26 protein-coding genes and 4 pseudogenes are annotated in these 25,647 nt (G+C 33.8%); 19 read left to right on the top strand and 11 right to left on the bottom strand.

Annotation, left to right across the window (positions count from 1 at the left end):
• Positions 1-11: 11 nt before the first annotated feature.
• The 3 genes from dut to MHB40_RS12525 all read left to right on the top strand — a co-directional run bounded on the left by dut (position 12) and on the right by MHB40_RS12525 (position 1,969).
• Positions 12-449 (top strand): dUTP diphosphatase, encoded by a 438-nt coding sequence (gene dut, locus MHB40_RS12515; protein ID WP_342440532.1) that lies wholly within the window; start codon positions 12-14, stop codon positions 447-449.
• A 109-nt stretch (positions 450-558) separates the two neighbouring features.
• The gene (locus tag MHB40_RS12520) at positions 559-903 is read left to right on the top strand and encodes a hypothetical protein (protein ID WP_342532405.1); all 345 of its coding nucleotides are present in this window, start codon (positions 559-561) and stop codon (positions 901-903) included.
• 133 nt (positions 904-1,036) lie between these two features.
• Complete coding sequence (locus MHB40_RS12525) at positions 1,037-1,969, top strand: hypothetical protein (RefSeq protein WP_342440534.1); 933 nt, start codon at positions 1,037-1,039, stop codon at positions 1,967-1,969.
• 142 nt (positions 1,970-2,111) lie between these two features.
• On the opposite strand, the gene MHB40_RS12530 is transcribed toward MHB40_RS12525, so the two are convergent.
• The gene (locus tag MHB40_RS12530) at positions 2,112-2,603 is read right to left on the bottom strand and encodes a PaaI family thioesterase (RefSeq protein WP_342440535.1); all 492 of its coding nucleotides are present in this window, start codon (positions 2,601-2,603) and stop codon (positions 2,112-2,114) included.
• 173 nt (positions 2,604-2,776) lie between these two features.
• Between MHB40_RS12530 and MHB40_RS12535 the strand changes: the two are divergent.
• The 6 genes and pseudogenes from MHB40_RS12535 to MHB40_RS12560 all read left to right on the top strand — a co-directional run.
• Positions 2,777-2,992, top strand: a pseudogene (locus MHB40_RS12535) (cupin domain-containing protein); the annotation flags it as partial.
• A gap of 66 nt (positions 2,993-3,058) precedes the next feature.
• Positions 3,059-3,673 carry a hypothetical protein gene (locus MHB40_RS12540; protein ID WP_342532406.1) on the top strand — a complete coding sequence of 205 codons (615 nt, stop codon included), beginning with the start codon at positions 3,059-3,061 and terminating at the stop codon, positions 3,671-3,673.
• 256 nt (positions 3,674-3,929) lie between these two features.
• Complete coding sequence (locus MHB40_RS12545) at positions 3,930-4,256, top strand: metalloregulator ArsR/SmtB family transcription factor (RefSeq protein ID WP_342440537.1); 327 nt, start codon at positions 3,930-3,932, stop codon at positions 4,254-4,256.
• Entirely contained in the window at positions 4,249-5,304 is a 1,056-nt protein-coding gene (arsB, locus tag MHB40_RS12550; RefSeq protein ID WP_342440538.1) for an ACR3 family arsenite efflux transporter, read from the top strand. Before MHB40_RS12545 ends, arsB begins: the two co-directional genes overlap by 8 nt.
• A 10-nt stretch (positions 5,305-5,314) precedes the next feature.
• Positions 5,315-5,758, top strand: a complete 444-nt coding sequence (arsC, locus tag MHB40_RS12555; protein ID WP_342440539.1) for an arsenate reductase (thioredoxin) — start codon at positions 5,315-5,317, stop codon at positions 5,756-5,758.
• 68 nt (positions 5,759-5,826) lie between these two features.
• Positions 5,827-6,096, top strand: a pseudogene (locus tag MHB40_RS12560) (flavoprotein); the annotation flags it as partial.
• A 134-nt stretch (positions 6,097-6,230) separates the two neighbouring features.
• On the opposite strand, the gene MHB40_RS12565 reads toward MHB40_RS12560, so the two are convergent.
• Together MHB40_RS12565 and MHB40_RS12570 are read right to left on the bottom strand one after the other, a co-directional pair.
• Entirely contained in the window at positions 6,231-6,566 is a 336-nt protein-coding gene (locus tag MHB40_RS12565; RefSeq protein WP_342440540.1) for a hypothetical protein, read from the bottom strand.
• Positions 6,567-6,608: 42 nt separating this feature from the next.
• On the bottom strand, positions 6,609-8,102 hold the full coding sequence (locus tag MHB40_RS12570) for an L-lactate permease (RefSeq protein ID WP_342534775.1): 1,494 nt from the start codon (positions 8,100-8,102) through the stop codon (positions 6,609-6,611).
• Between the two features lie 153 nt (positions 8,103-8,255).
• Between MHB40_RS12570 and MHB40_RS12575 the strand changes: the two genes are divergently transcribed.
• From MHB40_RS12575 to MHB40_RS12605, 7 genes are all read left to right on the top strand, one after another.
• Complete coding sequence (locus MHB40_RS12575; RefSeq protein WP_342532409.1) at positions 8,256-8,816, top strand: XRE family transcriptional regulator; 561 nt, start codon at positions 8,256-8,258, stop codon at positions 8,814-8,816.
• Positions 8,817-8,979: 163 nt separating this feature from the next.
• On the top strand, positions 8,980-9,474 hold the full coding sequence (locus MHB40_RS12580; protein ID WP_342532410.1) for a DinB family protein: 495 nt from the start codon (positions 8,980-8,982) through the stop codon (positions 9,472-9,474).
• An 87-nt stretch (positions 9,475-9,561) separates the two neighbouring features.
• Positions 9,562-10,122: a GNAT family N-acetyltransferase gene (locus MHB40_RS12585; RefSeq protein WP_342532412.1), complete on the top strand. Its 561-nt coding sequence runs from the start codon at positions 9,562-9,564 to the stop codon at positions 10,120-10,122.
• 50 nt (positions 10,123-10,172) lie between these two features.
• Positions 10,173-10,934, top strand: coding sequence for a glycosyltransferase (locus tag MHB40_RS12590; RefSeq protein WP_342532413.1), 762 nt, complete (start codon positions 10,173-10,175; stop codon positions 10,932-10,934).
• A gap of 171 nt (positions 10,935-11,105) precedes the next feature.
• The gene (locus MHB40_RS12595) at positions 11,106-12,077 is read left to right on the top strand and encodes a serine hydrolase (RefSeq protein ID WP_342534776.1); all 972 of its coding nucleotides are present in this window, start codon (positions 11,106-11,108) and stop codon (positions 12,075-12,077) included.
• A 996-nt stretch (positions 12,078-13,073) separates the two neighbouring features.
• Positions 13,074-13,202, top strand: a complete 129-nt coding sequence (locus tag MHB40_RS12600; protein WP_342532415.1) for a hypothetical protein — start codon at positions 13,074-13,076, stop codon at positions 13,200-13,202.
• A 163-nt stretch (positions 13,203-13,365) separates the two neighbouring features.
• On the top strand, positions 13,366-13,854 hold the full coding sequence (locus MHB40_RS12605) for a hypothetical protein (RefSeq protein ID WP_342532416.1): 489 nt from the start codon (positions 13,366-13,368) through the stop codon (positions 13,852-13,854).
• Positions 13,855-14,601: 747 nt separating this feature from the next.
• Here MHB40_RS12605 and MHB40_RS12610 read toward each other — a convergent pair.
• A pseudogene (locus MHB40_RS12610) lies at positions 14,602-15,059 on the bottom strand (NUDIX domain-containing protein).
• A pseudogene (locus MHB40_RS12615) lies at positions 15,019-15,345 on the bottom strand (flavoprotein); the annotation flags it as partial. The pseudogenes MHB40_RS12610 and MHB40_RS12615, both read right to left, overlap by 41 nt.
• 320 nt (positions 15,346-15,665) lie before the next feature.
• Between MHB40_RS12615 and MHB40_RS12620 the strand changes: the two are divergent.
• A complete protein-coding gene (locus MHB40_RS12620; protein ID WP_342440545.1) occupies positions 15,666-15,812 on the top strand; it encodes a YrzI family small protein in 147 nt (48 codons plus the stop codon).
• Positions 15,813-16,937: 1,125 nt separating this feature from the next.
• Here MHB40_RS12620 and MHB40_RS12625 read toward each other — a convergent pair.
• From MHB40_RS12625 to MHB40_RS12635, 3 genes are all read right to left on the bottom strand, one after another.
• On the bottom strand, positions 16,938-18,797 hold the full coding sequence (locus MHB40_RS12625; protein ID WP_342532417.1) for an alpha/beta fold hydrolase: 1,860 nt from the start codon (positions 18,795-18,797) through the stop codon (positions 16,938-16,940).
• Positions 18,798-18,854: 57 nt separating this feature from the next.
• The gene (locus MHB40_RS12630) at positions 18,855-19,421 is read right to left on the bottom strand and encodes a TetR/AcrR family transcriptional regulator (protein WP_342534777.1); all 567 of its coding nucleotides are present in this window, start codon (positions 19,419-19,421) and stop codon (positions 18,855-18,857) included.
• 934 nt (positions 19,422-20,355) lie between these two features.
• Positions 20,356-21,069 (bottom strand): UDP-N-acetylmuramyl pentapeptide phosphotransferase, encoded by a 714-nt coding sequence (locus MHB40_RS12635; protein ID WP_342532418.1) that lies wholly within the window; start codon positions 21,067-21,069, stop codon positions 20,356-20,358.
• A 438-nt stretch (positions 21,070-21,507) separates the two neighbouring features.
• On the opposite strand from MHB40_RS12635, the gene MHB40_RS12640 reads away from it, so the two are divergent.
• Positions 21,508-21,936, top strand: coding sequence for a HEAT repeat domain-containing protein (locus MHB40_RS12640; protein WP_205443636.1), 429 nt, complete (start codon positions 21,508-21,510; stop codon positions 21,934-21,936).
• 566 nt (positions 21,937-22,502) lie between these two features.
• On the opposite strand, the gene MHB40_RS12645 is transcribed toward MHB40_RS12640, so the two are convergent.
• Positions 22,503-23,519 carry an LCP family protein gene (locus tag MHB40_RS12645; protein WP_342532419.1) on the bottom strand — a complete coding sequence of 339 codons (1,017 nt, stop codon included), beginning with the start codon at positions 23,517-23,519 and terminating at the stop codon, positions 22,503-22,505.
• Complete coding sequence (locus MHB40_RS12650; protein ID WP_205443638.1) at positions 23,512-24,036, bottom strand: sigma-70 family RNA polymerase sigma factor; 525 nt, start codon at positions 24,034-24,036, stop codon at positions 23,512-23,514. The genes MHB40_RS12645 and MHB40_RS12650 overlap by 8 nt, the downstream gene beginning before the upstream one ends.
• A 451-nt stretch (positions 24,037-24,487) precedes the next feature.
• Between MHB40_RS12650 and MHB40_RS12655 the strand changes: the two genes are divergently transcribed.
• A complete protein-coding gene (locus MHB40_RS12655; RefSeq protein WP_342532420.1) occupies positions 24,488-24,781 on the top strand; it encodes a hypothetical protein in 294 nt (97 codons plus the stop codon).
• 169 nt (positions 24,782-24,950) lie between these two features.
• Here the strand turns inward: MHB40_RS12655 and MHB40_RS12660 are convergent, their stop codons facing one another.
• Positions 24,951-25,226 (bottom strand): 3'-5' exonuclease, encoded by a 276-nt coding sequence (locus MHB40_RS12660; RefSeq protein WP_342534778.1) that lies wholly within the window; start codon positions 25,224-25,226, stop codon positions 24,951-24,953.
• Positions 25,227-25,647 lie beyond the last annotated feature (421 nt).

The following is a 25,647-nucleotide window of genomic DNA, read 5'->3' on the forward strand; positions in this document are numbered from 1 at the left end:
GATGAAGCACAATGAATCTAGAAGTAAAAATCAAAAAAATTCACGATGATGCCATGCTACCAATACAAGCCAACCCTGGTGATGCGGGCATGGATCTCTATTCCATCGAAGCCATAGAGATTCCAGCAGGCGTAGCCAAACTCGTTAAAACAGGTATTCAGATTGAATTACCTAAGGGAACAGAAGCACAAATTCGACCTAGAAGTGGACTAGCATTAAAGCATAGTGTAACTGTACTCAATAGCCCAGGCACAATAGATGAAGGCTATCGAGGCGAAATCGGCGTTATTTTAATCAACCATGGTCAAGAACCATTTATCGTAGAAAAATCCATGCGTATTGCCCAAATGGTTATTCAATTTGTTCCATCCATTCAATTAGTGGAAGTAGATGAATTATCTCAAACGGTCCGTGGGGCATCTGGATTTGGAGCAAGTGGTACGAAATAGCTTGGCTATATACAAATAGAAATTTCATAAAGTTTACTTAAAAATCCTGCGAAGATGCAGGATTTTTTTGTTGTCATTTATAATAGCAGAAGGAAATGATAGGGTTCATATGGAAGAAATGCACCATACTTTTATAAAAAACAAAGGCAGTAAGGTCAAACAGCCGGCAAACTTCACATGGTCTGTCCACAGCACCGTGATTGGAGGTTATTATAAAATGGACCAATATGATTTCTTCAATCAAGAAGGCAGCAGCATAGCTCATTTTGATCTCTATTCATTGGTACAATCCTCAGACAAACCTTTGACTGGAAAGCCAGACGTTTTGATTTATGATGCAACGGTTGACCAATGGCATGTGTTTAACAAAACAGCTAGTGATGCCATTTTTTCGTTAATGGGAACTGCTGCGAGAAATGGCTTTGTGACAGTTATTAGTAATACCGTTCCATGATTTTGTAAATCCATTAAAAACGCTTTAATGAATGAATAGAAGAGCACATATATTAGTACGAATGATATGTGCTCTTCTTTATTTTGTTATTTAAGGAGAAGAGTTTATTCTATTAAGATAGTGAGGATAAAAAATGAATAGGAAGAATGAAAAATACTATTTAACAGAAGATGAGCTGGAGGTATTTGAAACCTCTTTTCAGTATGGGAATTTAAAGAATGCTAATTATGTTTTTGTTGGGATGGAGGAAGGATTAGGGCGTTTTGGTTATCAAGAAAACCTAGAGGGCAGACTAAATTTTTTAACGAAGCACAATCATTATGTACATTACATCGATGCTGAACAGGATTATAGAAACGGATGGTATGTAACAGATAATGAAGCTTCACCTGCGCTCCTGACAGCCATCAATAGTAGTTTAGAAAATAGAGGTATCCCTATAAGCTGGGAAGTTGATAGAAAAATTTACCCAACCATGAGAATGCAAATTCGTTTAGCTAAGCTACTGGAAACAAATATGGATTTCTCTACTCTGGATTTATTTCAAAGTAATACAGACTATTCTTCGTATCCCTTACATACTAAAGACGGAGCAACCGCAATGTTTGATTGGTACCCTCTACCAAAAAGAAGTAAAAATGATTTTCCCTATATAGTTTCTGGAAAGTTTGACGATTTGAAATCCTATTATAAATATTATGATACTCAAGACACAACTCGAATAAATATTATTAAAAATATGTATGATACGTTGCCATTAAATATTAGTTTCGTTTATGTAGGCATACAAAGGGGAAAATTTAAATTACAAAAGCATTTTGAAGATGTGTTAGGGTTCCAGTTTGCTCCTTATAATACAGGCTTAGTGCCTGCTAGTTTTTCTACACGAATGGACCCTAGCCAGAAGCCTAAGCCTTTTAGTATAGGTCAAAGAACACGAGATGATGGTCACAGACAATTAGCCGTCATGACACCTTTTTGGGGAATGGGTCAATTCGGATTCGACGATATAAATGTAATGGCAGCTTGGGTTTATGAGAAACAAAGCCAATTCAATCTTGCTTAAACAGTTGAATTTGTAAGTTATGGAGAAGAAAAGATTAATTCGTTCTGTCTATTGAGACCTAAGTGCAGGAAGAAAGATAGTAGTAAGTTTAAAAACAAGTTAACCTTTGTTAAGGGCTAACTTGTTTTGATTTTGAGAAGGGCTAATCATTCTTATTTAGAAAAGTACTAGGCATTACGACAAGAACTACTGTACCGCGAGCACAAAGCGTATCCTGAGCGTAAACTTCGGTTTCAACCTTCCATTTTTTCGGATGAATTTCTTCAACAGTCCCAATTGCTTTTAATGGAACATGTTGTGGTGTTGGCTTCAGGAAATCTACATTAAGGTTAGCCGTTACAAATCGAGGTGGCTCCGCTCCATCACCAATTTCATGTCCATTTTTACGATGCAAAGCAAGCGCCGCTGACCCTGTTCCATGGCAATCAATTAATGAAGCAATTAAACCACCATAAATAAATCCCGGAATCCCCATATATTTTGATTCAGGTGTATAGATGGTGATTGTCTTTTCTTCTAGCCAACCCGTGCGCAGATGATGACCATCATCATTCAGTCGGCCACACCCATAACACCAAGCGATGTCATCCGGATAAATATCTTGAATTGCTTTTTCTACGCTTAATTCTTCCATTTTGCTCTCCCCAATACTCTAGTATTATCTGTTTCTAAACGAGCGTTAATCATTTAAGTATAATTAATTATTTCCATTCCATCAACAAAAATCTAAATATTCTATCTATTTTAAATTATTTAAACTAGAAGCATAACTATGAAGAAAACTCGGTTTGGCACTCCCATAAAGTTGGACAAATTTTATTAGTGACAGGTGGGGAGGGCTGGTATCAAGAAGAAGGGAAGTCGGCACAGCTTTTAAAAACGGGAGATGTCGTGAATATTCCACCGAATGTAAAACGCTGGCATGGTGCGACAAAAGAAAGCTGGTTTGTTCATTTAGCCATGACACCTGGTGAAACAGAATGGCTAGAACCAGTATTGGATGAATGGTATACTGAACGATAAGAAGAAAAACGTAACGGATTACTACTTAATTCGTTACGTTTTTCTTTTACCGCGCTGAAGTAGTAATTGAAGGAGACAAAAGGTATGTCATTAGGAAATATAATCGATTGTATTTGCAAGGAAGTAACAAATAGAGACAGTAAAAAATTAGAGGAATTACTAGAACAACTGTATGATTATGAGAGTCCCAACATACTTGATATCTACCCATATCAGATAAAAAGTAATGAAAAATATAGTCAAGTAGAAATATTCTTCGATAAATTAGAGATGATCGATTTCCAACAAAAAACGCAGAATTATCATTCATATCAAAAAAGCCTAGAAAAATTTGAAAGATTTTTTGAATTGATCTGGTTAAAATCATTTGAATTTTATGCATTTTATTATTTACCAGAACCCTTATATAAGGATCAATTGTATTATAAAGTCTACGAGAATGAGTGGAATAAAATTATACCTAAAGATCTTACAGAAGGAATTTTATTAAACATTGATGAGTACTCTATGTTAATTTCGCTCATTAAATTAGCTGTTTCGGACCATCTCTATATACATTTCATTATACCTGAGGAGAATATTGTCTTTAGTGGGAACGGATTAGCCTTTTTGATCTATAGCCAACATAATCTTGATTTATTAGAAAAGATAGCTAATACTGAAGGGCTCTATATCCGTTGATCCCATTCGATACACCAAGAAACAATTAATTTGTAGCTAGTTGACGGTATTTTGCCGTTGACTGGCTTGAAATTTTTGTATTTGTATCGTCTGCCTGGCTTTACTAATTTTTTTGAAATGGATAAAAGTGTTGTAATTCAGAACATAAAATCATAATATAAGAATATAGTTATATAGTGATTAATTTACCCTTTTATCTAGGTGATTTTATTATAAACAAAATATAAGCAAATAATTATATAAGGAGTGCAAATAAATGGAAAACACACTAATTGAAAAACAATTAAAAGCAGCAGCTGATTTAAATCGCATTAAATTACTTGCATGCATGAAAAATGGGGAGGTATGTGTATGTGATTTTGTGGATGTGTTAGGCATATCACAACCAGCAGTTAGTCAACATCTACGAAAATTAAAGGAGGCTGGCATTATTACGGAACGAAAAGTAGGGACTTGGAAACATTACCGTTTAGTAGAGGGGCAAACGCCATTGATGAAGGGCATTTTAGCACAAATTAAACCTTTAAACGGGTGTAGCTGTGGCACAGATTGTTGCGATGTAAGGGGAACTGATCATGAGTAATGATTCTTTAACCAAGCAGCTTTCTTTTCTAGATCGTTACCTCACCCTTTGGATATTTGTTGCGATGGGAATAGGCGTTTTATTAAGTATCACACTACCCAATATTGGTGAAGCATTAGAATCCATGTCTGTTGGTACAACTTCTATACCAATTGCAATCGGATTAATTGTCATGATGTACCCACCATTAGCGAAAGTAAAGTATGAGGAAATGTGGCGAGTCTTTAAGGATTGGAAAGTACTTTTGCTATCCCTTTTTCAAAACTGGTTACTCGGACCGTTCTTAATGTTCTTTTTAGCCATCATCTTCCTACACGATTATCCAGAATATATGGCTGGACTTATTATGATTGGTTTAGCTCGCTGTATTGCGATGGTCATTGTATGGAATGATTTAGCACGTGGGGACCGTGAATATGTAGCTGGTTTAGTTGCCTTTAACTCTATCTTTCAAATCGTGACATATTCGATCTTTGCTTACTTTTTCTTAAATATATTACCTGGATGGTTTGGTTTAGAGAATTTCGAAGTATCTATTTCCATGTGGGAAATTACTAAAAGCGTACTTATTTTCTTAGGTATACCTTTTGCTGCAGGGTTCCTCACACGTTGGATAGGGATTAAAGCAAAAGGGAAACAGTGGTATGAGGAAAAGTTCTTGCCGAAGATTTCACCACTGACTTTAATTGCACTGTTATTTACGATTGTGATGATGTTTGCCTTAAAAGGTGAGCAAATAGTTGAATTACCACTCGATGTAGTACGAATAGCTATTCCTTTATTTATTTATTTTGTAGTGATGTTTGCTGTTTCATTCTTCTCTTCACGTAAAGCAGGTGCATCTTATCCTGTCACAGCAGCTCTTTCTTTTACAGCTGCAAGTAACAACTTTGAGCTAGCCATTGCGGTGGCAGTTGGTGTGTTTGGCCTGCATAGTGGCGTGGCATTTGCCGCTGTTATTGGTCCACTTGTAGAAGTACCTGTACTTATAGGACTTGTATGGGTTGCGTTACGTTGGCAGAAAAAATACTTTAAAACCATTAACTGAAGGAGCTAGTATGATGAAAAACACACTATATTTCTTGTGTACGGGGAACTCATGCCGTAGTCAGATGGCTGAAGGCTGGGCAAAAAAATTACTGCCTATTGATTGGATAGTTAAAAGTGCAGGAATAGAAGCGCATGGCGTCAATCCGAATGCCATTCAAGCAATGGCAGAGTTAGGGATCGATATTTCGGACCACACATCAGATTTAATTGATGTAGAGCTATTAAACAACGCAACATTCGTTGTCACGCTATGCGGTGATGCAGCTGATAAATGCCCAACGACACCACCTCACGTTCGTCATGAACATTGGGGCTTTGAAGATCCAGCGAAAGCGACAGGTACTGATCAAGAAAGGTGGACTCTCTTCCAAAACGTACGTGATCAGATTGGCAAACGTATAGAAAAATTCACTGTAGTATCCAAAAAATCATTATGTCTAGCTTATTGCTAGGCGAAAAAAACATACTTAATATAAGAAAATAATTATATACTAATTTAAAGAGGAGAAGGGATAATCTATTAGCACCACTAATCGATCCGAATGTGCATAGTTGTGGCACAGTTAGAGCGCATGGCGAAGAAATACTAAGGCAACCTGAAAAGGACTTTTATATAGTCGGTGCAAAAAGCTATGGACGTGCACCAACCTTTTTAATGGCAACTGGCTATGAGCAAGTGCGTTCAGTAATAGCCTTTTTATCAGGGGATGAAGAGGCTTCAAAGCGTGTGGAATTAGAGTTACCCAAAACAGGCGTATGTGGACTTGATCTTACTAATTCATGTTGTTAAAAATTAGCGCTTATTACGTAGCCTAAGGCTCTTAAAAAACAACAATCTGTACGAAAAACAGATTGTTGTTTTTTAGGAAGAAGATTTAATAGAAATCATTTATTTTGTTCTTGATAATTTAAATTCATCGGTAGCTAGGATATTGTAAAAAATATTCTACTGTTTACATTTGCTATTGTCGCAGTGACTGTATTGTCTATCCATAAATAGTATTCATCATCATAGAGTTTAATCTTATCCTGCGGAGCAATTTCGTTATCGAATTCACCAAATTCTCTAGCTTTTTTAAATGTTTTCTCTATAACTTTCATATCCTTCACATCAGAGATTTGTTGTAAGGTATGGGGTTGTACGTCATCGAAATTCATTAATTCTTGAATTTCAATAACCTTTGATGCTTCTTTCTGATCGTTACAAGCAACTACCCCTAAAGAACAAATCATTAACAACAAAATTGTTTTTATCTTCACCCCTTTTTATTCAATCTAGCATATTCCCATATGAACACTTCTTCAAACACCAAAGCCATTAATGTATTGGAATATAAAGAGAAGTAATAATTCAATTAAAATAATAGCTAGAGTACCTATACCAACAAAAAGCATCTTTTTTTGAATTTCATTTTCGTGTGACCTTATTTTACAAACCGAACAGCTTAAGGCTACGCGTGATGGATTGACCATAGTCATCAAAGAAGAACTTACATTTTGAGCACACGCTACTAGGATAGGTGACATACCTATATGAAGGGCTGTTTCTGTTTGTAATCTAATAAACATTGTATTGGAAGCCGTGTTACTTCCAGTTAAAAAGCCACCAATTGCACCGACTAATGGAGAAATAAATACATAAAATTGCCCAAAGGATTGTGCAGCTAGTAAAGATAGTAACTGAATCATTTTTGCCTCAGACATGATTTCTGAAACAACTACATACAAAAAGGTTGTCAGTATAACCGGATAACATTTTCTAAAAGTTGAAATACTACTTTCTCTTATTTCGAATGCTTGTAGTCGATAAAAGAAGATCGTGAAAATACAAACGATAAATAGAAAAAAACCAGGCGAATATAAAATTGATAATTCGAAATTATATTTTTCAATAGTTAATGTCCATGTATCGGATAAATACTCTTTAAGAGGTATGACAATTCTTGATATAAATAAAAGTACTATTAAAAGCAGATACGGCATTATATTTTTAATGCTATTCGATTCTTTTTCTAATTTAGACGTGCTAGACGTTTTTTTATTTTGCTGTTTAATTATAAAAAATAGAACGGAAATGACTGCTAAAGATCCAAACAATCCAGCAAGCTCCACACTAATAAATCGATTACATAACCAAACTGAAGCCCCTAATAGAAATCCCACAAATAGGATTGTGAATAGTCTTTTTTTCAAAGCACTTAGCCCTACACCTATGTAAACCACTACTAATGCATAATAAATATAAATGGGAATACACATCAAGGCACTTCCCATTCCCATCTTGTCAAGCTCTACATTACCTAAGGTTGCGCCAATTATTGTTCCCATGGCAAGCGTTCCCCAGGGGATGATACATAGACTAACTAACGCAATAAGGGAAGACTGAATAGGACTAAACCCTAATGCAATTAGTAAAGGAGCTATGACAATGACTGCTAAACCAAAGCCACTAACAGATTCAATTAAAGGCGATAATCCCAATGCTAAAATGAGAATTTGATAAATTTTATCATTAGTCGCTTTCGTAATAGTAGAAGCTATGCCATTAATTGCACCTGCTTTATCCATTAAATGAAATAAAAAAATACCGAAAAATAAAATATAAGCAATAATTGACGTAGTAAGAAAGCTTTTTATAATAGGTTCGGTTAAATTCATTATGTTACTATTAAAAATAGGGGATAGAGCAATTGCTGCCGTTAACATACAGGCAACTATTCCAGTGAAGATGGAAGATTTTTTTAAAACGAAAATCATAAACATAATACTGATTAAAGGTAGCAAAGCAAGTAACACTTTCAACAATTAAATCACTCCTACTGAATAACAAATTTTACACCATAGTGTAAACAATTATTCTATAGTGTATTATTTTACGTTAAAAACCTTAAAAGGGAAGCTTTTTTTGAATTTTTTTATAATTCCTAATAGAAGAATGGAGAAATACAAATGGAATTTGGAAAACAAGTAAATTTAATAAGAAAAGAAAAAGACCTGAGTTTGCAGGAGCTTTCTGCGTTGAGTAACGTAAGTACGTCCATGCTATCCCAAATAGAACGTGGTGAAAAAAACCCAACTATTTCAGTAGCTTGTCAGATTGCAGAAGCTTTAAATACTACTTTATCAGCCCTATTAGATCAGCAAGAGAAGAGAGAAACCATCGTTATAAGAAAAGAAAATAGACCTGTGTACCATGATGAAAACTCTGGTTTTCAAAGACATTTATTGTCACCTTCTTTTCCGTCAAGAGGGATTGAATTTGTGAAAAACGTGATGCCACCTCTTTCAGAATCAGGCATTTTTCCGGCACATCAATCAGGCGTGAAAGAATACATATATGTAGAAAAAGGGACTTTAAAGGTTGAACTAGGCAAAGGTCTTTATAACGAAGAATTATATGAGGGGGATTCATTCTTTTTTGAAGCCAATACAGAACATCGATTTATTAATGTTTTGAATGAGGAATGCCATTATTTTTTAGTCATTGATTCAAGCCAAAGTAAGAAGTAAGAGAACTATTCGTTGCTGTTTTTCAACATCCAATCATTGTTTCTAAATGATTGGATTTTTGTATTTAGATAAAAATAGCCCAAAATCATAGTCTATTCATCTGAGAGCTTTCCCCTTGACTGGAATTTATAGTATGCTGATTAAAAGAGAGGAGAGGGATTTTATGGTTAAACAATTAATGATTGGTGACACAACACAAGAATGGGCTTCTACGCGTCGTATGCTGGAACGCTTGCCGGACGAGCATATGACATGGAGACCACATGAGAAATCGATGACACTCGGAGGTCTGGCCACACACCTAATCAATCTGCTCAACTGGCAAATTGCGATTTTACAATACCAGGAGTTTGATCTTTCGACTGTGCCGTTGCGACGGGAGCCATTAGAAAAATGCGCTGATATTCTGGGAGAGTTTGAAGCAAATGTCGGCAAGTTGGAAAAGATACTTGCCGAATGTGATGAAAAAATGCTAGGCGAAGAATGGACGCTCCGTCATGGTGACCATATCATTCGCCGTGAGCACCGAGCAATTGCGTTCCGCACCTTCGGATTAAGCCACATGATCCATCATCGAGCGCAGCTTGGGGTATACTTGCGACTTCTCGATATTCCAGTTCCAGGCATCTACGGCCCCTCTGCAGACGAGGAAGCCTAGTAACCTACATCCACGAATCGATAGAAACAAGGGTGAAAACAATTGTTTATCATTTGGAAATAAAGTATTGATATGTGAGGTGTTCGATTGAATAAGATAATGACGAAGACAGAACGCTTAATTATTCGATTAATGGAGGTGGGAGATTATTCTTCTTGGCTTACGCAATATGAAAACCGTTTACCTTCTCAGCATAAATACGATGAGGGTAAATTAGATATGAGCATCTGTACGAAAGAATGGTTTTGTGATTTAGTTACGAAACATCATCAGATGGCTGAGGATGACAAGGTATATGTATTTGGCGTATTCAGAAAAACAGATAATACACACATTGGTTTCGTCGACTTTTCAACAATTATGAGGGAAGAATTTCAATGGGCTAGGTTCGGGTATACAATTCATAACCATTTTTGGAGAAAAGGTTATGGTAAAGAGGCTGTAAAAGCAGCGATTGATCTAGCATTTGAAAAATTAAATTATCATCGAATAGAAGCTCATATAAACCTCGACAATACGGCATCTATAAAATTAGCAGAAAGTGTTGGAATGCTTTATGAATGCACGAGGAAAGCATTCATATACGAGGACGACAAGTGGACTGACCAATTAGTTTATTTTATAAACGCAGAAGACAAGCCATTCTAATGATTTAAAAAAGCGTCAAAAATTTTTCCCATTTAAAAGGGAGGAGCTGTATGTACGAAATGGAGAACTCTTTAGAAGTGCAAAAGAAAGAGGATATAAAAATTTCAATTGTCATACCAGCCCATAATGAAGAAAAATACATTGGAAAATGCTTAGAATCTATTTTAAAAGCTTCCACATCATTTGAAAATCAAATGGAAATTATTGTTGTCTTAAATCGATGTACAGACAAAACGGAGGAAATTGCAAAATCGTATAATTGTATCCTATTAAAGAATAGCGATAAAAATCTTTCTAAGATTAGGAACGCTGGCGTTGACATAGCAAGAGGGGAAATCATCGTTACAATCGATGCAGATACGCAGATGAACGAGCATGTGCTGTCAAAGGCAAAGGAGAACTTAATCACAGGAAAATATATTGGCGGTGGCGTTACAGGGAAGTTTGAAAGAATGTCCTTAGGAATTTTTGTTTCAGCTTTATTATTGATTGGGCCACTCTTCTTTAAATATGGCGCAATTTCTGTGGGAATCTTTTGGTGCTACAAAAAGGATTTTCAAGCGATTAAGGGATTTAATGAAAATATGCTGATGGCAGAAGATGCCGATTTCGCTAGACGATTAAAAGATTTTGGAAAAAAGAACGGGAAAAAATACGGAACGATTCAAAATGGAATGATCACTTCAAGCAGAAAATTTGATAAGCATGGCGACTGGGTTTTGCTTAAACGTCCTAAAATGATCCTAGCTTATCTTAAAGGAACAGATCAGAAATATGCGGATGAAGCCTATTATGAAAATGAAGATAGATAAAAAGAAACTGTAACGTTAATCGAACAAGGATTAACGTTTTTTGTTACGATGCAATCACACTAGCTAGATTAAAGAAAAGAATTGAATAATTTTTTATAATAAATTATTCTTTATTCATCAATATTGATCAATCATTTTAGCGAAAGGAATGGATTGATATAGTTGACGTCAATGTGTCAATTCCAAACAGTCAGAATGATGAATAGCTTTGAAGATTTCATAAAAAAAGAGTATTCCAATATAGCAGGCATTGCTATTAGAAAAGATAATCATCTAATTTACGAAAAATATTTTGATGGGTACACCGAAGATGATGCTTTGCATATAGCATCTGTAACAAAAAGCATCATTTCAATTCTAATTGGTATGGCAATCGATAAAGGATATATGAAAAATATAGAACAGCATGTATTAGATTTTTTTCCGAATTACACAGTGAAGCGTGGCGAAAAAACCATTCAAAATATCACTATAGCCAATTTATTGTCAATGACTGCACCTTATAAATACAAATCAGAGCCATATACGAAAGTATATACAAGTGATGACTGGGTAAAAGCTGCATTGGATTTGTTAGGGGGCAAAGGTAGTATTGGGGAATTTAACTATTCTACCGTTGGCACACATATTTTATCAGGTGTTCTTACAAATGCCACTGGCCAATCTGTCCTTGATTTCGCTACAGAAAACTTGTTTAAACCTCTTGAAATCAAAGCTCCCATAAATACATTTATACAAAATAAAGAAGCTTATATGGCTTTTCTTAAGGATAAATATGTCACTGGCTGGATTGTAGACCCTAAAGGAGTAAACACAGCTGGTTGGGGGCTTACCTTAACGCCCCGGGAGATGGCCAAAATAGGACAGCTCTATTTAAATGGGGGTGTATGGAACAGCCAACGCATCATTTCTTCCAAATGGATAGAAAACAGCACAACAGAAAAGAGTCGATGGGGAAAATTAGCCTATGGTTACTTGTGGTGGATAGTTGATGATTGCTATGCAGCTTTGGGAGATGGCGGAAATGCAATCTTCATAAATCCTAAAAAGAAAATGGTCATTTCGATTGCTTCACGCTTTATGCCACGTGCCAAGGATCGAATTGAATTGATTAGAAAACATATGATGCCATTGTTTGAATAACAGCTAGGGACTATAAAAGTTCCGATAAATAAACTCCATTTTGATTAATTATGATCAAAATGGAGTTTTTGTATTGTAAAGGAAACTTATTTTATTAAAGTAATTTTATCTGGATGGCTAACTCAATTGCTAATAAGGCTATTGGCGATAGCTGTAAAAAGTCAATTAGTTTTAGACTTCATGAATGTATCATGATACAATGAAACCTTTATCGCTGAATGGCTATCGTTATACATATAATAATCCAGTGATAAAGGTTGATCCAGATGGGGAGCTTGCTAGTAACCTTGGAGCTAGATGATGGAGCAAAACAAGCACTCAAAAAACTATTAGCAAATTAGGAAATCTATAGAAATGAGGCAAGCTTTTTGATATTTTTTAGTACAGGCTTATTAATAGTAGGAATCATAATTGCCATAATAAAAAGAAGTCTATATCCATTCATTGTAGTACTGATCTATGCAGGTGTTGCATTACTATTTGATTTATTCCAATTAATCCTCGGCTTTTTAGGTGATAATTGGATATACCATCTAGTTATTCCATTCATATTAACAATGATAGCATTATTTATTGTAAACAGATTAATTAAAAAAATAGATGGACAGTATAAATAAGTCAATTATTTTATAAAATAATGCTGCTTACTGTTGCAAGCAGGGTTTGGGGTAACCTTGCTTGTTGTTTTTATGTACGTGGACAAGAACCTACTGACAAAAAAATTCTTAGGTAGGTTTTAATGAATTTGTTAGGCGATTGGAGTTTAAATTTGAAGGCGAGAAAGTCCATATTTGAAGTAAGAAGAACTAGAAAGTAAGAAACAATGTACGTTAATACTCCAAACTAGGACGTTGCACAACATATAAAAATTAACTTATAAGTGTATCTAAAATCTTGACGTAGATCCATCCCAAAACTAATTGACCTTTTTACATATAACGATAATATCTGATCGTCATTGATCCAACAATTGTACGCATCCAAGGAAACTCAAAAATGGTGGATACAACAATTCGTAAAAAGTTTCCAACGCAAACTGGAGGAAATGACACAGAATTAGCTAAAAAAAGTACAGCAAATAACTACAATCATACATTATTCACTTTATTTTACAAAAATAAATAATTATTACGAATTGATATGCAAGTTAAATATACTAAATGGAACGGATATAGTGGTTGGGTACACTATCATATTCCACCAAACCTGAAAACACATTATGACTTATTTACAATACAATTTGGAAAAAATCAACCTAAATTTCCTTGGAAATAAATGGAGGATGAAAATGGAATTAAATTATCATATATATTTGTTAGAGAGATTCTCCTCTGTAAATATTACTCGTATTCAAGAATTCATTGAAAAGTTTGTAGATATGAACTCTATTAAAGATGTGTCAAAACAAATGACAGAAGGCGAAATTATTTACTTTATTCGTTTGGAAACGAATATGTTTGAAGATTTAGCATCTAGAGTTCAAAATCATTTTGAATATGAACTAGCTGAATATACTATGTTTCTCCATAACCACTATCATATAGAAAGATGGACAGATAGTATGGAAATTATTCATGCTGCAATAGCTTACCAAGTAAGTGATACTGTATGGGAATTTTATTATCAAGATGGAATTTTTGATGTGGAAGAAAAAATAGGTACTGTAGAAGATGAGGTTTGCTTTTTATATAAATTAGAATTGGATTCTTCACAGGAAAACAGAGAAGAAGCCTTAGAAAAATCATTCGATGATTGGATTAGTACATTCTTTAAATAATGAGGAGTAATTTACCAACAAGTAGGGTTTTTGTAGCCTTGCTTGTTGTTTTTTATTCACTTTGAGAATAGATATTATATTTAAACATAACTAATAATCCTTAGAGTAGATTGAAGCTAGAAATTAAATGATAAATACAATATTGCCTCATGTAAATTTTTGGTGTCCAAAAGTATTTGTCTCAAGTGTCCAAAACTATCTGACCTTTTACACTTTTATATCCATTTCGTCTCACTATTATTAGTATACTTTTCAATGAAACACAACTTCCTATAATTTATATTATGTAAACTAAAATTATTTGACGTGAGGGAGGGTTTGAATCCATCAATACCTGTACAAGTGTACTGTATTTGTATATGGACAAGAATCTACATACATTTTGGACAAGAATATTAAGATACGTTTTTACCCGATCTTCAGTTGACTGCTCACCTATATGAAACAGTCGCATTGTTTCCCGAACAAGCCTTGACTCGTTACGAACTGACTCCGACAAAGTAGCCTCGATTTTGCGTTTAATTGAGAAGCTAAATCTTCTGCTCTCAGTGTTTTGCTTCGCTGTAATTCAAGCGTGATTGCAAGCTGCCTCTCAGTTTTATTCATTTTTTTCCTCCACAATTTCAGCATTCTATAACGGTACTTGCCCAATAATCGAATAACAACAAGTACTATATTTGAGCAATATCTCTAAAAATGATCTGCCTATGCAACTCCGTGTTCTTCAAGCAAAGCACCCGTTTTAGCTTAAATATTTTCTTTCATATGTTTGGTGTTAATCAGATTTAATAACCTTTTGTTCAATTCCCATAACGCCGTTTTATTGCTATCCCATTTCAAAAGTGTTACTGCCTCTTCAAAACATAACCATTTATTGTTAAGGTGATCTTTGGATAATGATATATCTTTTGTAGGAACTTTAACACCAAAAGAAAATTCTTTTTATACATAAACGTCTTGTCCCCAAAGGAAATTCCCAACTACATCTTCTACTGGTAGTGAAGAAATAGAACCTAATTCAATATATGGAAAACCTCTTGTAATGCCAGCTTCTTCAAATGCTTCTCGTTGAGCAGATTCAATAGGAGTCTCACCCTCTTCTCCACCACCAGCTAATCCCTGCCAGATCCATAATCACTTCTCTTAAAAATTGCATAATCACCTGTGAATGTGAACACCGAGTGCGCCATGTGCTGCCAAAGCATCTTTTTCTTCGTCATCATAGGCTTCTTCTACAGACTTTTTACGCATAATCCACACTAGCTTTGTTGCATAATTCTCTACTTGTAATTCCGCAAGTGCTAACAAGGTATTAATAACCGAATGGCCACCACCAATAACTGCAATTTTCTTTCGTATTTATATCTGGGATACCATACTCAATGTGATTTGCTAATACTTTTTCATTTTGCAGCCATATCCCTGTAGAAATTGCTGGATTTGGATTCCCCCAGGTACCGTAGCATCCATAACGCTTCACACTTCAATAATTAGGAAAGCTTAGTAAAAGATGTTTACAAACAACTTAAAGTTAGATATACTTACAAAGTAAATAAAAAATTCTTAAGGAGGTCGAATGAAATGATCGTTATCGTTAAATTGATGTCATTGGTAGCTACAACTTCAGTAAAAATGAAAATCACACATTCGACCACATCGGAATGGATCGCTTAAGGTTTTTTTGTAAATAAGCATACCCATACCGCAGGGAGAAGTGTGCCCCTGCGGTATTTTTGTGCCTTTTTTTACCGTAGAGGAGTCTCTCTACGGTTTTTTCCATTTTTCATGGCAATTTAAGGAGGTGATAATAAATGATATTAAACTTTTTTGCGCTCACGATAACCATTACAAAACGTAAGATCTCTCTTGAGAAAGCACTTCATGATGAATATGTGAAAAAAATCTTTGAAGAGAACCGAAGAAAAATAGACGATTATATTCGTATTCGTCAATATTAATCTGTTAATTAAAAAACATGAAAGGTGGGAATTGAAATGTTTTATATGATCAAAAGACGTCATGCAGTTTTATGGCTGGAGAAAGACACAACCACCAGATGAAGTAATATAAAGCGACAATATAGCTATTTAATTTTATAATCTCAGTAAAGTTAACCCGTTCTAATCTAGGACGGGTTACTTCAGGAGGTATTTTACACTTTTTTAAGCAATATGTTATACATTACAACAGGATGTAGTTTAAGGAACTATTCCCAAAAATAAAATAATTATCTAAAAAATAGGCAAGTGCCTTAAATATGAAACAACATGTTTGAATACAAGATTGGTAAATAGGTTGTTCTTCACAACCACCGTTTTGAACCTAAGTTCTTTCCCGCACTGAATATTTTTTAGCACAATTATTAAATTAGGAACCCTTTCTCATATACTTCTTTACAGCACAATGAACATTCCAAACATAATCCTTGTTAAAACTCTTTATTACATCACATTTATAAGCTATAACTTTTTGCGACCTTACTAAACAATATTTTTTGATTAATCCTTCTAAGATTTTAAGCGCTCGCCTATTTAGAACGTGACCAATCACGTTTTTCGATGCAAAATGAGCTAATGTTTAAATTGTGAGCCACATCAGGTCTAAGACAATCTGAACTCGTATCATTAACCTGAGAACAAGTTGATTTGGAAATTTGAAAAAGAAAAAGATAGGCTCTCTGTGGAATTCCATCTTGAAGTAAATTTGCTATACAAATTTATTCCATCCCCTCAGTTCATTTAATTAGATTATACCAAAATAATCCAAACCCTTGTCGAACTATTCTCCCCCTTAGCCATCTAGGTCGAGTACAATCAACACTACACCACAGAAAATGAAAGATTATTACGTTCCTTAGTATATTTCTTCACAAGGTGATTACATGCCACGCGTGAAGAGCAAAACTTTGTTCAATTCGCATTTTACTACCTCAGGATACTGATATGTACGCTGTAATTGATTAGCTGTTAGACTCTTAAGCAAATATATCCAGCGTTCATGTAGCCAATCTTTTTTTCAAACAGTACGACTTTATTTCAAAGACACAACGATCTTACTACCCACTTTTTATTTATCCCACACGCTCATCTGCTAGTACTACTATTTTTTATTACCAAATTAGCCGTTTCACTTGGATGGTTAAGAGGAAAATGATGACCATATGGAATAAAATCAACCTTACCAAGATGCGAAGGAGCAGAATAGCCTCTGTCATAATCCCCCCAAATAATGTGAAGATTATACTTTGTTACTTCATTGAAATCACCTTGATCGTTTTTCAATAGTAAACTGTTAAGCTGAACCGTAGTATTTAAAATTCTAGGAGAAGTAAAACTTTTACTTATTTTTTCAATATAATGTTCAGGAATGTTCTCTGTACTTTCAAATAAACCATTACTTAATAAATAACGCTCTATCAAATTAGTAGTTGCTAATTTCAATGTCCATTTGTTCATAAATTGAGGAACATTTATCGATTTAGTATTTTTTTTAGCAACAGGTGGCTGAAGTAAAGTAATTGTATACTTCTTATCTATGTACTTTTGTACTAATGCTTCCAAAAGAATATACGCACCAAATGAATGGCCAATTAGATGGGCACCATTAGTAGCTTTCTCCAATAACTTTTTCAATACATTCAAATAGATATTTAAAAGATTTTTCTCTCGTTTAAAAGGAGAACGTCCCAAACCTGGAAGGTCCATGATCCATACAGGTCGACCCGTTTTTTCATGAAGCTCTTTCCCTAAAGGAAATAAATCCTCTCCATCACTTAATAAACCATGTAATAAAATAAACGGCTTACCCTCTCCTTGTGATTGGTAAATGGTCGTATTATTACATAATGTTCGTTTAAATAAATGACTGTGCTGGCCATTTTGATACATCATGCGATAATCCAGATCAGCTATTACGGCTGGTAAAAATTTCATTACATTTGTCTCCTTAAGCCAATCTTCTCCCATTATCTTTTTCGTTGAACCATTTGAAAATGTTCGATTTGTAATAAAGTTTAGCCCATCAGCAGGAATTTGGGTTATTTTGCTTATCCCACTATTCATAAGTGCTTTCATAAATGGCAATGGGATAGAAATTTTAGGTGCAGTCATATTCATACTTTCTGACATAGCATCTAGTAATTCTGAAATATTCTGATCATTTTGTTTATCTTCAACAAGTGTATATGTTTGTATAGTTGGTTGCTCCAATCTGAAAACCTGCACAATAAACTTTGCTAGTTCATCGTTTGCAATAAGTGGTAATCTATATTCCTTACCTCCAGGAATCACTGGCATGAGCCCTTTTCGCATACTCATCACAAGCAAGCCTAAGCCTCCTGTTTGCTCCGTACTCCCTGTTTTACTACTACCAACTACAGTTGGTGGATTAATTACTGAAAGCGGATAACCTACTGTTGATGCTTGCTGACGGATATAAAGATCTGCTAAAAACTTTGTTCTCTCATATGGATTTTTTATTTTCAAAAAATTGTTTCCTTCTTTAAACACATCTATCGCAATCTTGCTATTTTTATCATCAAAGGGACTCATATAGCCTACAACATGAATAAATTGTTGCAATCCCTTCAATTGATGAATATTTTTAGCGAATTCACTAATATGTTGGGCACCATTCAAAAATACGGAAGCTGCCTCTTTACTTGTCGCTTGAATATCCATGGGACCACCTGCGTGAATAATCACATCCGTTTTCAATACCAACTCCTTATCTTCAGCACTTAGACCTAAGTCTAATTTCGTTAAATCACCTTCAATAAAGTGCATAACTGCCTCTTTTAAGATACCTCTTTCTTGAAAAATACGTGTTGCTTTACTTTTCGATCTCACTAATAGAAGAATTGTAACATGCTCTTCTTTCGCTAATTCCTCCACTACTTGCTTTCCAATAAACCCTGTTCCGCCGGTTAAAAATACTGTTCTCATATAAATCCTCCTTTTAGTACTATTCAGTACTAATTTGATGTAAAAAAAATGCTTCTTTTATCGAAGCAAGTTAATAAAATGATCTGCTGTTTTCATGATTACAGTTGCATCCTTCAGTGTTTCTGAAATAAATAGCGCTCCTTCAAGATTTGTAATAAAAAGAGATGCAACCTCGTCAATATTAATTGTCTTTCTAAATTCACCATTCTCTACTCCTTGTTTGAGTAATAGAGAAACTTTCGTTTGTAATCCTATAAAGAAAAGACCTATTTTTTCTTTTACTTTTGTGGCATTTGTAGGGCTTTGAATATATAGCGTAATAAATGGACAGCTCCCCTTATATTCTCTCGTCTGAACTCCTTGTGATAATTGCTTTAAAAACAATTGGATACGATCTTCAACTAATAATTGGTTTTGAGATAGTAAGCCATCAATTGCAGATTGATACATTTCAATCCAATAATCAACGACCCCTTCCAACAATTCTTCCTTATTAGAGAAGTGATAATACACATTAGACTTTGAAACTTTGCTTACACGAACTAATTCATCCATACTTGTATAAGCAAACCCTTTTTCTAAAAATAATGTTGCAGCTACTTCAATCACACGTTTTTGATTCATTAATTTTACCTTTGTCATAATTAGTACTGTACAGTACTACAATAGGTGTTGCAAGTATTTTTGTTAGTTTAATAAAAAAATTGATCAAAAAGCTATACTTTAATTGACTTTACTGCTAAAAATTAATCTCATTTTGAACGAAGTTGGACTGAACCCCAAAACTGTTTGGGATAGCTTGCAATTCTTTACTTGTGTTTTAACGCTAGGTTCATATATTTTTGAAAAGAAAATAAACATGTTTTTTTGGGAGATACATACGAATTTATTTTTGTAGTCACTAAATTGTTTAGAGGAGATGCTTATATGCCCATTTCAGTACAGCATATTCGACATGTTACATCTATTATTCCGATAAATGGAAATCGATTACTGATTGATCCTATGTTGAGTGAAGCCGGTTAACTTTCACCTGTCCCTTTCACTAGAAATTATCGCAGAAATCCATTGACTTCATTGACTGTTTCACTTCACATTTTCGAAGATGTAGATGCTATTCTTCTAACACATCGTCATTTTGATTATTGGGATACGAAATCTATATCCATCTTGAATAAGGAAACTCTTGTATTTTGTATCCCTAGGGACCATATCCAACTTCAGTATGTAATTGGATTCTATTTTATGTCTCAATTTTCTATACTTAAACGAGCACCTTAAAACTAATGCCTTTTCAGTCCATAAATGCTTTGACGGTCTGTTTACAAACAATCTTAGAAAAAAGCAGCCATACTAGATGTAACATAACACCTAATCCGGCTATCTTATTATTTCAATTTATTTAGAAATTTATATTCTACAATTATATTTCAACCTCTGTTTCAGACAAATTCAATTCTTTTCAGCCCACCTTTACCTCAATAATCGCCCTTTCATGAAGAAAGACGCTTTCCTTATCACAGGAAAGCGCCCGATTGTTGAACAAAAAGTTTAGTTTCTAAATAAAGCGATATTTCCGTGAAAATTGCGTGATAACCAAAATACTTGTTAACCCAACAACGAGATACCATATTATATTAAAAGGAACTATGTACATAAATACACCAAATAAAATAGCTGTTAAAAAGCTAACTGTAATTGATTGTACATTCGTAATTTTATCTTGAATTAAATAATATAAAGTGAATGGTAGTGCTAAAGTAAATAACGGAATATAAATTGTTACAATAGATGATTTAATGAGGGATATTGAAAGCACGGCTATTATGAAACCTATTGACGTAGTAATCGTTCTTCCCATAAATGCTTTACCAGTAAAATAGCCGTATAGCAGAATAAACATAAGCGTTAAACTGGAACAAATCCCCGTTATTAAAACAAATGGATGACCTATGACGAAAGCTGCTATTGAGATAAAAACTAAAGAAACGAATGGCAACAGCAATATAGAAGGATTTTGTACTTTTTCTATATTCATTACATTTGTAAAACTTACAAGAAGTAATAAAGTAAATGGAACCGTCAAATATCCTAATTCAAAGTTATTACCTAGACTAATATGATTAACCTCAAGGTTTCCGACCATTATGATTACAAGTGACGCACTGATTTGACCAAGCACCCCCCAAATGCTTGATAATTTAAAAGCTTGCGTAAGCTTATCCGTAATTACAATTGAAACGATACCAATAAATAAAGCTAAATATAACAAATACTCCCCTCCCAAAGTAATTCTTTAAAAATACTCAAAGTTAAATATTCCAATTCTAAATTATACAGTATATGTAAAAATAAATAAATACTAACTAAACCGCCCCGTTAGCTTAAGTACATTGTTTTACAAACTCACACCAAGATTAACATAAAATCCTATTTTTAATTTAAAAGTGTTATTCAATTAAATGGCCCTTTCATGAAGAAAGACGCTTTCCTTATCACAGAAAAGCGCCCGATTGGGAGTTAGTTTAAGAAGAAAGGCAAAACTAATAAAGAATAGTACATAATTATGATACGTTTCACCTTAGTGTAGTTAATTTCCATTATATATCCTTACCATCGATTCTTCGCTATTTTCACCAAAACAACGTATAATAAGAGAAACAGAAGAAGAATTCATTTTTCCTCTAGTTAAAAAAAGAGGTGCAATTACTTGAAACAATTTGAAACAGCATTACCTGAGCAGTATGAAACATTAAAAAAACAGGCCAATTATACGTCTAGCTGGCGAGAACGTTTAGACGCAGTCGAAAAATTATCAGCTTATCAACATGACAAAATCATAGATTTATTAAAAAATCGTATGCAGCATGATACTGTCAACAAGGTGCAATTAGCAGCCTATGAAGCACTTGTGGCGCTTGGCGAGGACGTAGAGAAGCCATCACCTGCACGTTTTGATATTATCAAAGGAACAGACAAAATTTTCCTGCGTGTTAAAAAGAGCTTGCCGAAGGACCATACAGTGGCAGACTTTGCAGATAAACTAAAACGTATGCGTTTAGATGTCTTTGATGCGTATGAAGGCGACAAAGGTGAACAATTTATGAACTGGTTAGAGGAACGTTGGGCAAAACTATAATCAGCAGTTTTGCGATTTATGAAGGAAAGTCATTCTCTCCGCTTGTGGAGGGAATGACTTTTTCTTATCTTACGCTGCGGTTCATCGAAACGAATATTAAATTGTCTTACTTCTTTTCTTTGATCATCTATCTTTATTGTTTAATGATAAAACAAACACCTTATAAAACTAACTTTAGTTTAAGTGAAAATCTTCACAATTTCTTTGCTCCATAACGATTTTGTTTAAATGTGTTACTCAAGTAAATGGCTCTATAATGAGATCGAGCGCATCTAGCTGCTGTAGGAGTTGTTCTAACTGCTCATTTTTCTCACGTAATAATAGAATTTTTTCTGGATAACGACCGTCTGCTATATCAATATCTATTGATCTTGCTTGCTGCTTATATTTTCTTAAATAATCAAAACACTTATTGACAACAATCCCTCATATACCTTGCATAAAAATTTGTATAGATAATGTTCATACATAAAGCCACAAAACACTGATTTAACAGCGCTCATGGCTTTTTCAAGTGTTTCCAAAATTTGATTTGGAAACGTTATTTTGTATGTGTTATATTATACTTAGTTAAAGGTCGTTAAATTATCTGATATAGTACTTAAAAAATCTTTTTCAAATTTATAATAAAATTTACCCTCTGTCTCACTTAATGTTATTGAATCCGTTTGCATTCCGTTGCTTAAAGAAACCAATTTTATTGAATGAATTTCTGGCTGATTTTCTAACAATGAATCAAGTGATGTATTCGTTTCCATTTGAGTAAACATTTCTTTTAATTGTACTGGTGGCATTTCAGCTTCCATTTTATTAATTATAGCTTGCAATAGATTTACGAGATTTTCTTCATTTAGATTTACACCTTCTGTGGCTGCCATCAATAATGCGATAACTTCTTCACCGCTAAAACTCTGTAATCCTTTTTCAAATTCAAATGCTACTTGTGTGATTGCTCTCACTCGAATATCTTCTGGCAAATCGTATTCTAATCCATTTACAGAATCAATGAGCGTTGAAATAGTTTCCACATCAATTACTGAATAATAATCAATTGGTAATGCTAATAATTTTGAAACAGTCGTTTTTACATTATCAGCGCCCCCATATTTATATGCAAACAATAATTTATCGTACAAAGTTGTCCCATCATTATTAGTCGATACTGGTGCATATGTCTCAGCAGGGAATGATACAACTTTCATCATCTTTTTATCTTTATTATAAGTAAGTAATAGATTTAGATAAATTCTATTATCCATCTCCTTTGATTTCACCGTAATTAATGTAGTTGAAACCTTCTCTTCTTCAACCGCTTGGTTACCTGCAGTACGTATGTTAGATTCTTTAGTCAGATTTCCAGGGAGTAATGATGGCAAAAATAAAAATAAACATAAACCTATTATTAATATAGAAACTGTTACTGGTGCGAATTTTTGTAGGAAAATAGGTGACTTTTTTTGCATATGAGAATCCCTGTCTATTTTCTTGATTTGTTCAAATACTTTTTGACGATCTTCTTTCGTAAATTGTAGTTCTTGATTCAACTTATTAGAAAAGTGAGTTTTTGAACGTTTCTCATTCATTAACTTCTGCCTCCTTTATCATCGATTCTAATCGTTGTTTTGCTCTTCTTAATCGAGTTTTCACTGTATTTACCGAAACATCTAAAACATTGGCAATTTCATCAGTCGTCAATGAATCGTAGTAGTATAGATAAACCACTTCCCGATATACTTTTGGAAGAGAAAAAATCGTATCTTTAATTTCTTCATTATTGTATTTATCAAGTACTGTTTTTTCTGTTGAAGGTAATATTGACTTCGCCGTTTCATTAATAAAACTTTTTACGTGTACCATTTTGTAATTCCAACTTTTCAAATAGTCCTTACATTCGTTAATGGTAATACGATAAAGCCATGTTTTAATTTGTGCGTCAAAGCGAAATGAATCAAGGCTTTTGTAACATTTGATAAACGTATTTTGAACCATGTCCTTCGCAATCTCTGCATCTTTCACATATGAAAACGCCAATCGTACCAACTCATTACCATAATCAATCATCAATTTTTCTAGTATGAAATCATTTTCTTCTCTATCCAATCTACTTCCCTCCTTCTCAACCTGCTCCCAAATTCTTCTATTAGACGATTATCAATTCAAGAAAGGTTCAATTTTTAAAAATAACACCGAAATATCCGTTACCGACTTGTAACAATTGCGAGTGTAAGTGCTGAGAATAGGTGGGCGTTGGATTTGTTAATTATTTGATCAACCTTTTCATGAATTCTATCAGAATGTAGTAACAAATAACTATAGCTATAAAATACATATCTTAAAAAGACTCAAAAAGAAAAAGCAGCATACGCGGTGTTTTATTAAAAATCAAAACATTACTTCTAATGCTTGGTATTAATATATTTCTATTTGATATCAGACATTTTATTTAATAAAAAATGAAGCATAGTTTAGCAAAAATACATTTGCTAAAACTATCCTTTTTTATACCACCTACAACTATCACTTTAGGTTATAAAAATTCGATTTTCTATCTATGTTACGCAACAATCGCGCCCTTAGTAGCATCTTTTGCGCTTTGCTTCTTTGCGGTAGATTTACAGTTCAAGCAGCAGAAGAAGCATCAACTCAGACAATTACCCTTGAAGATGGCACTACAGCTAATATCTTAGTTTACTTATACGATAATCAACACCGTCTGCATTTAACAATGTTAGTTAAATATCTTTCTTACACTAAACTGATCTTATATGACCCTATAACGGAAATAGGCGATTTTATTTATTCAATAATATGGCCCGTTTGTGGAATAAAAAAAATCCTGCTTTGATACAGGATTTTTAATCAAACTTTATTAAAAAAATCAATTTTTATTTTAAATTTTCGAACTTCTTTTTAAACGATCAATCCCATCTATAACCTGTTATATACTCATTTATAAAATAATTTTTTTATGACGAATTGTAATATTAAGCAACACCATAAAGCAGGTATTTGATTTACAAATTATTTTCTACAATCTCTTTAAGTTCTACAACAAAGTTTTTGATATCTATCATAGTAATCATTATACCATCCTGAATATATAAATGAGTTTCATCTTTTGCTCTAGTTAGCCCTACGTAAAATAATCTCCTTGACTCATTTATCTTATCTTCATTAACATTCAACCAAGGTATCCTTCCATGTTCCAAGCCAAACACTATGACATACTTAAACTCTAAATTCTTAGAACTATGCAAGGTATATAAATTTAAATGGCTTTTAGATCCTATTTGTCGAGATAAAGAGGTAACTTAAAAGTCTTTCAGTTGTCCATTTTTTGCCGATGCAATTAATTTACCATATTCTTTTACTATATCTAGCTCTTCAACAAAATAATCCAATAATTGGTGAACAATTGAATTTTAAAAAAATGAACAGAAAGTACGCTCAATTTCAGATAATTGGGGACTTCCCTTTAACCATCTTCCAGAACACCACATTGCACAGTTTTCTAACCACAGAGTTAGCTGATTTTTGCAGTAAGGAGCATTTCCATCCACTCTAATATATGGTAGACCTTCTATTCGATCTCCATCATTTTTATCAATATATAATTAACTCCCCTCTTCATTCTGCATTTATAGAAAATAGTAACCTTAACTCTTTATTCCTGTTTCTTTACCAAATAAGTAATTGAAATCCACTCCTAAG

It is taken from the genome of Lysinibacillus sp. FSL K6-0057 (assembly GCF_038630885.1).
Taxonomy (GTDB): Bacteria; Bacillota; Bacilli; order Bacillales_A; family Planococcaceae; genus Lysinibacillus; species Lysinibacillus fusiformis_F.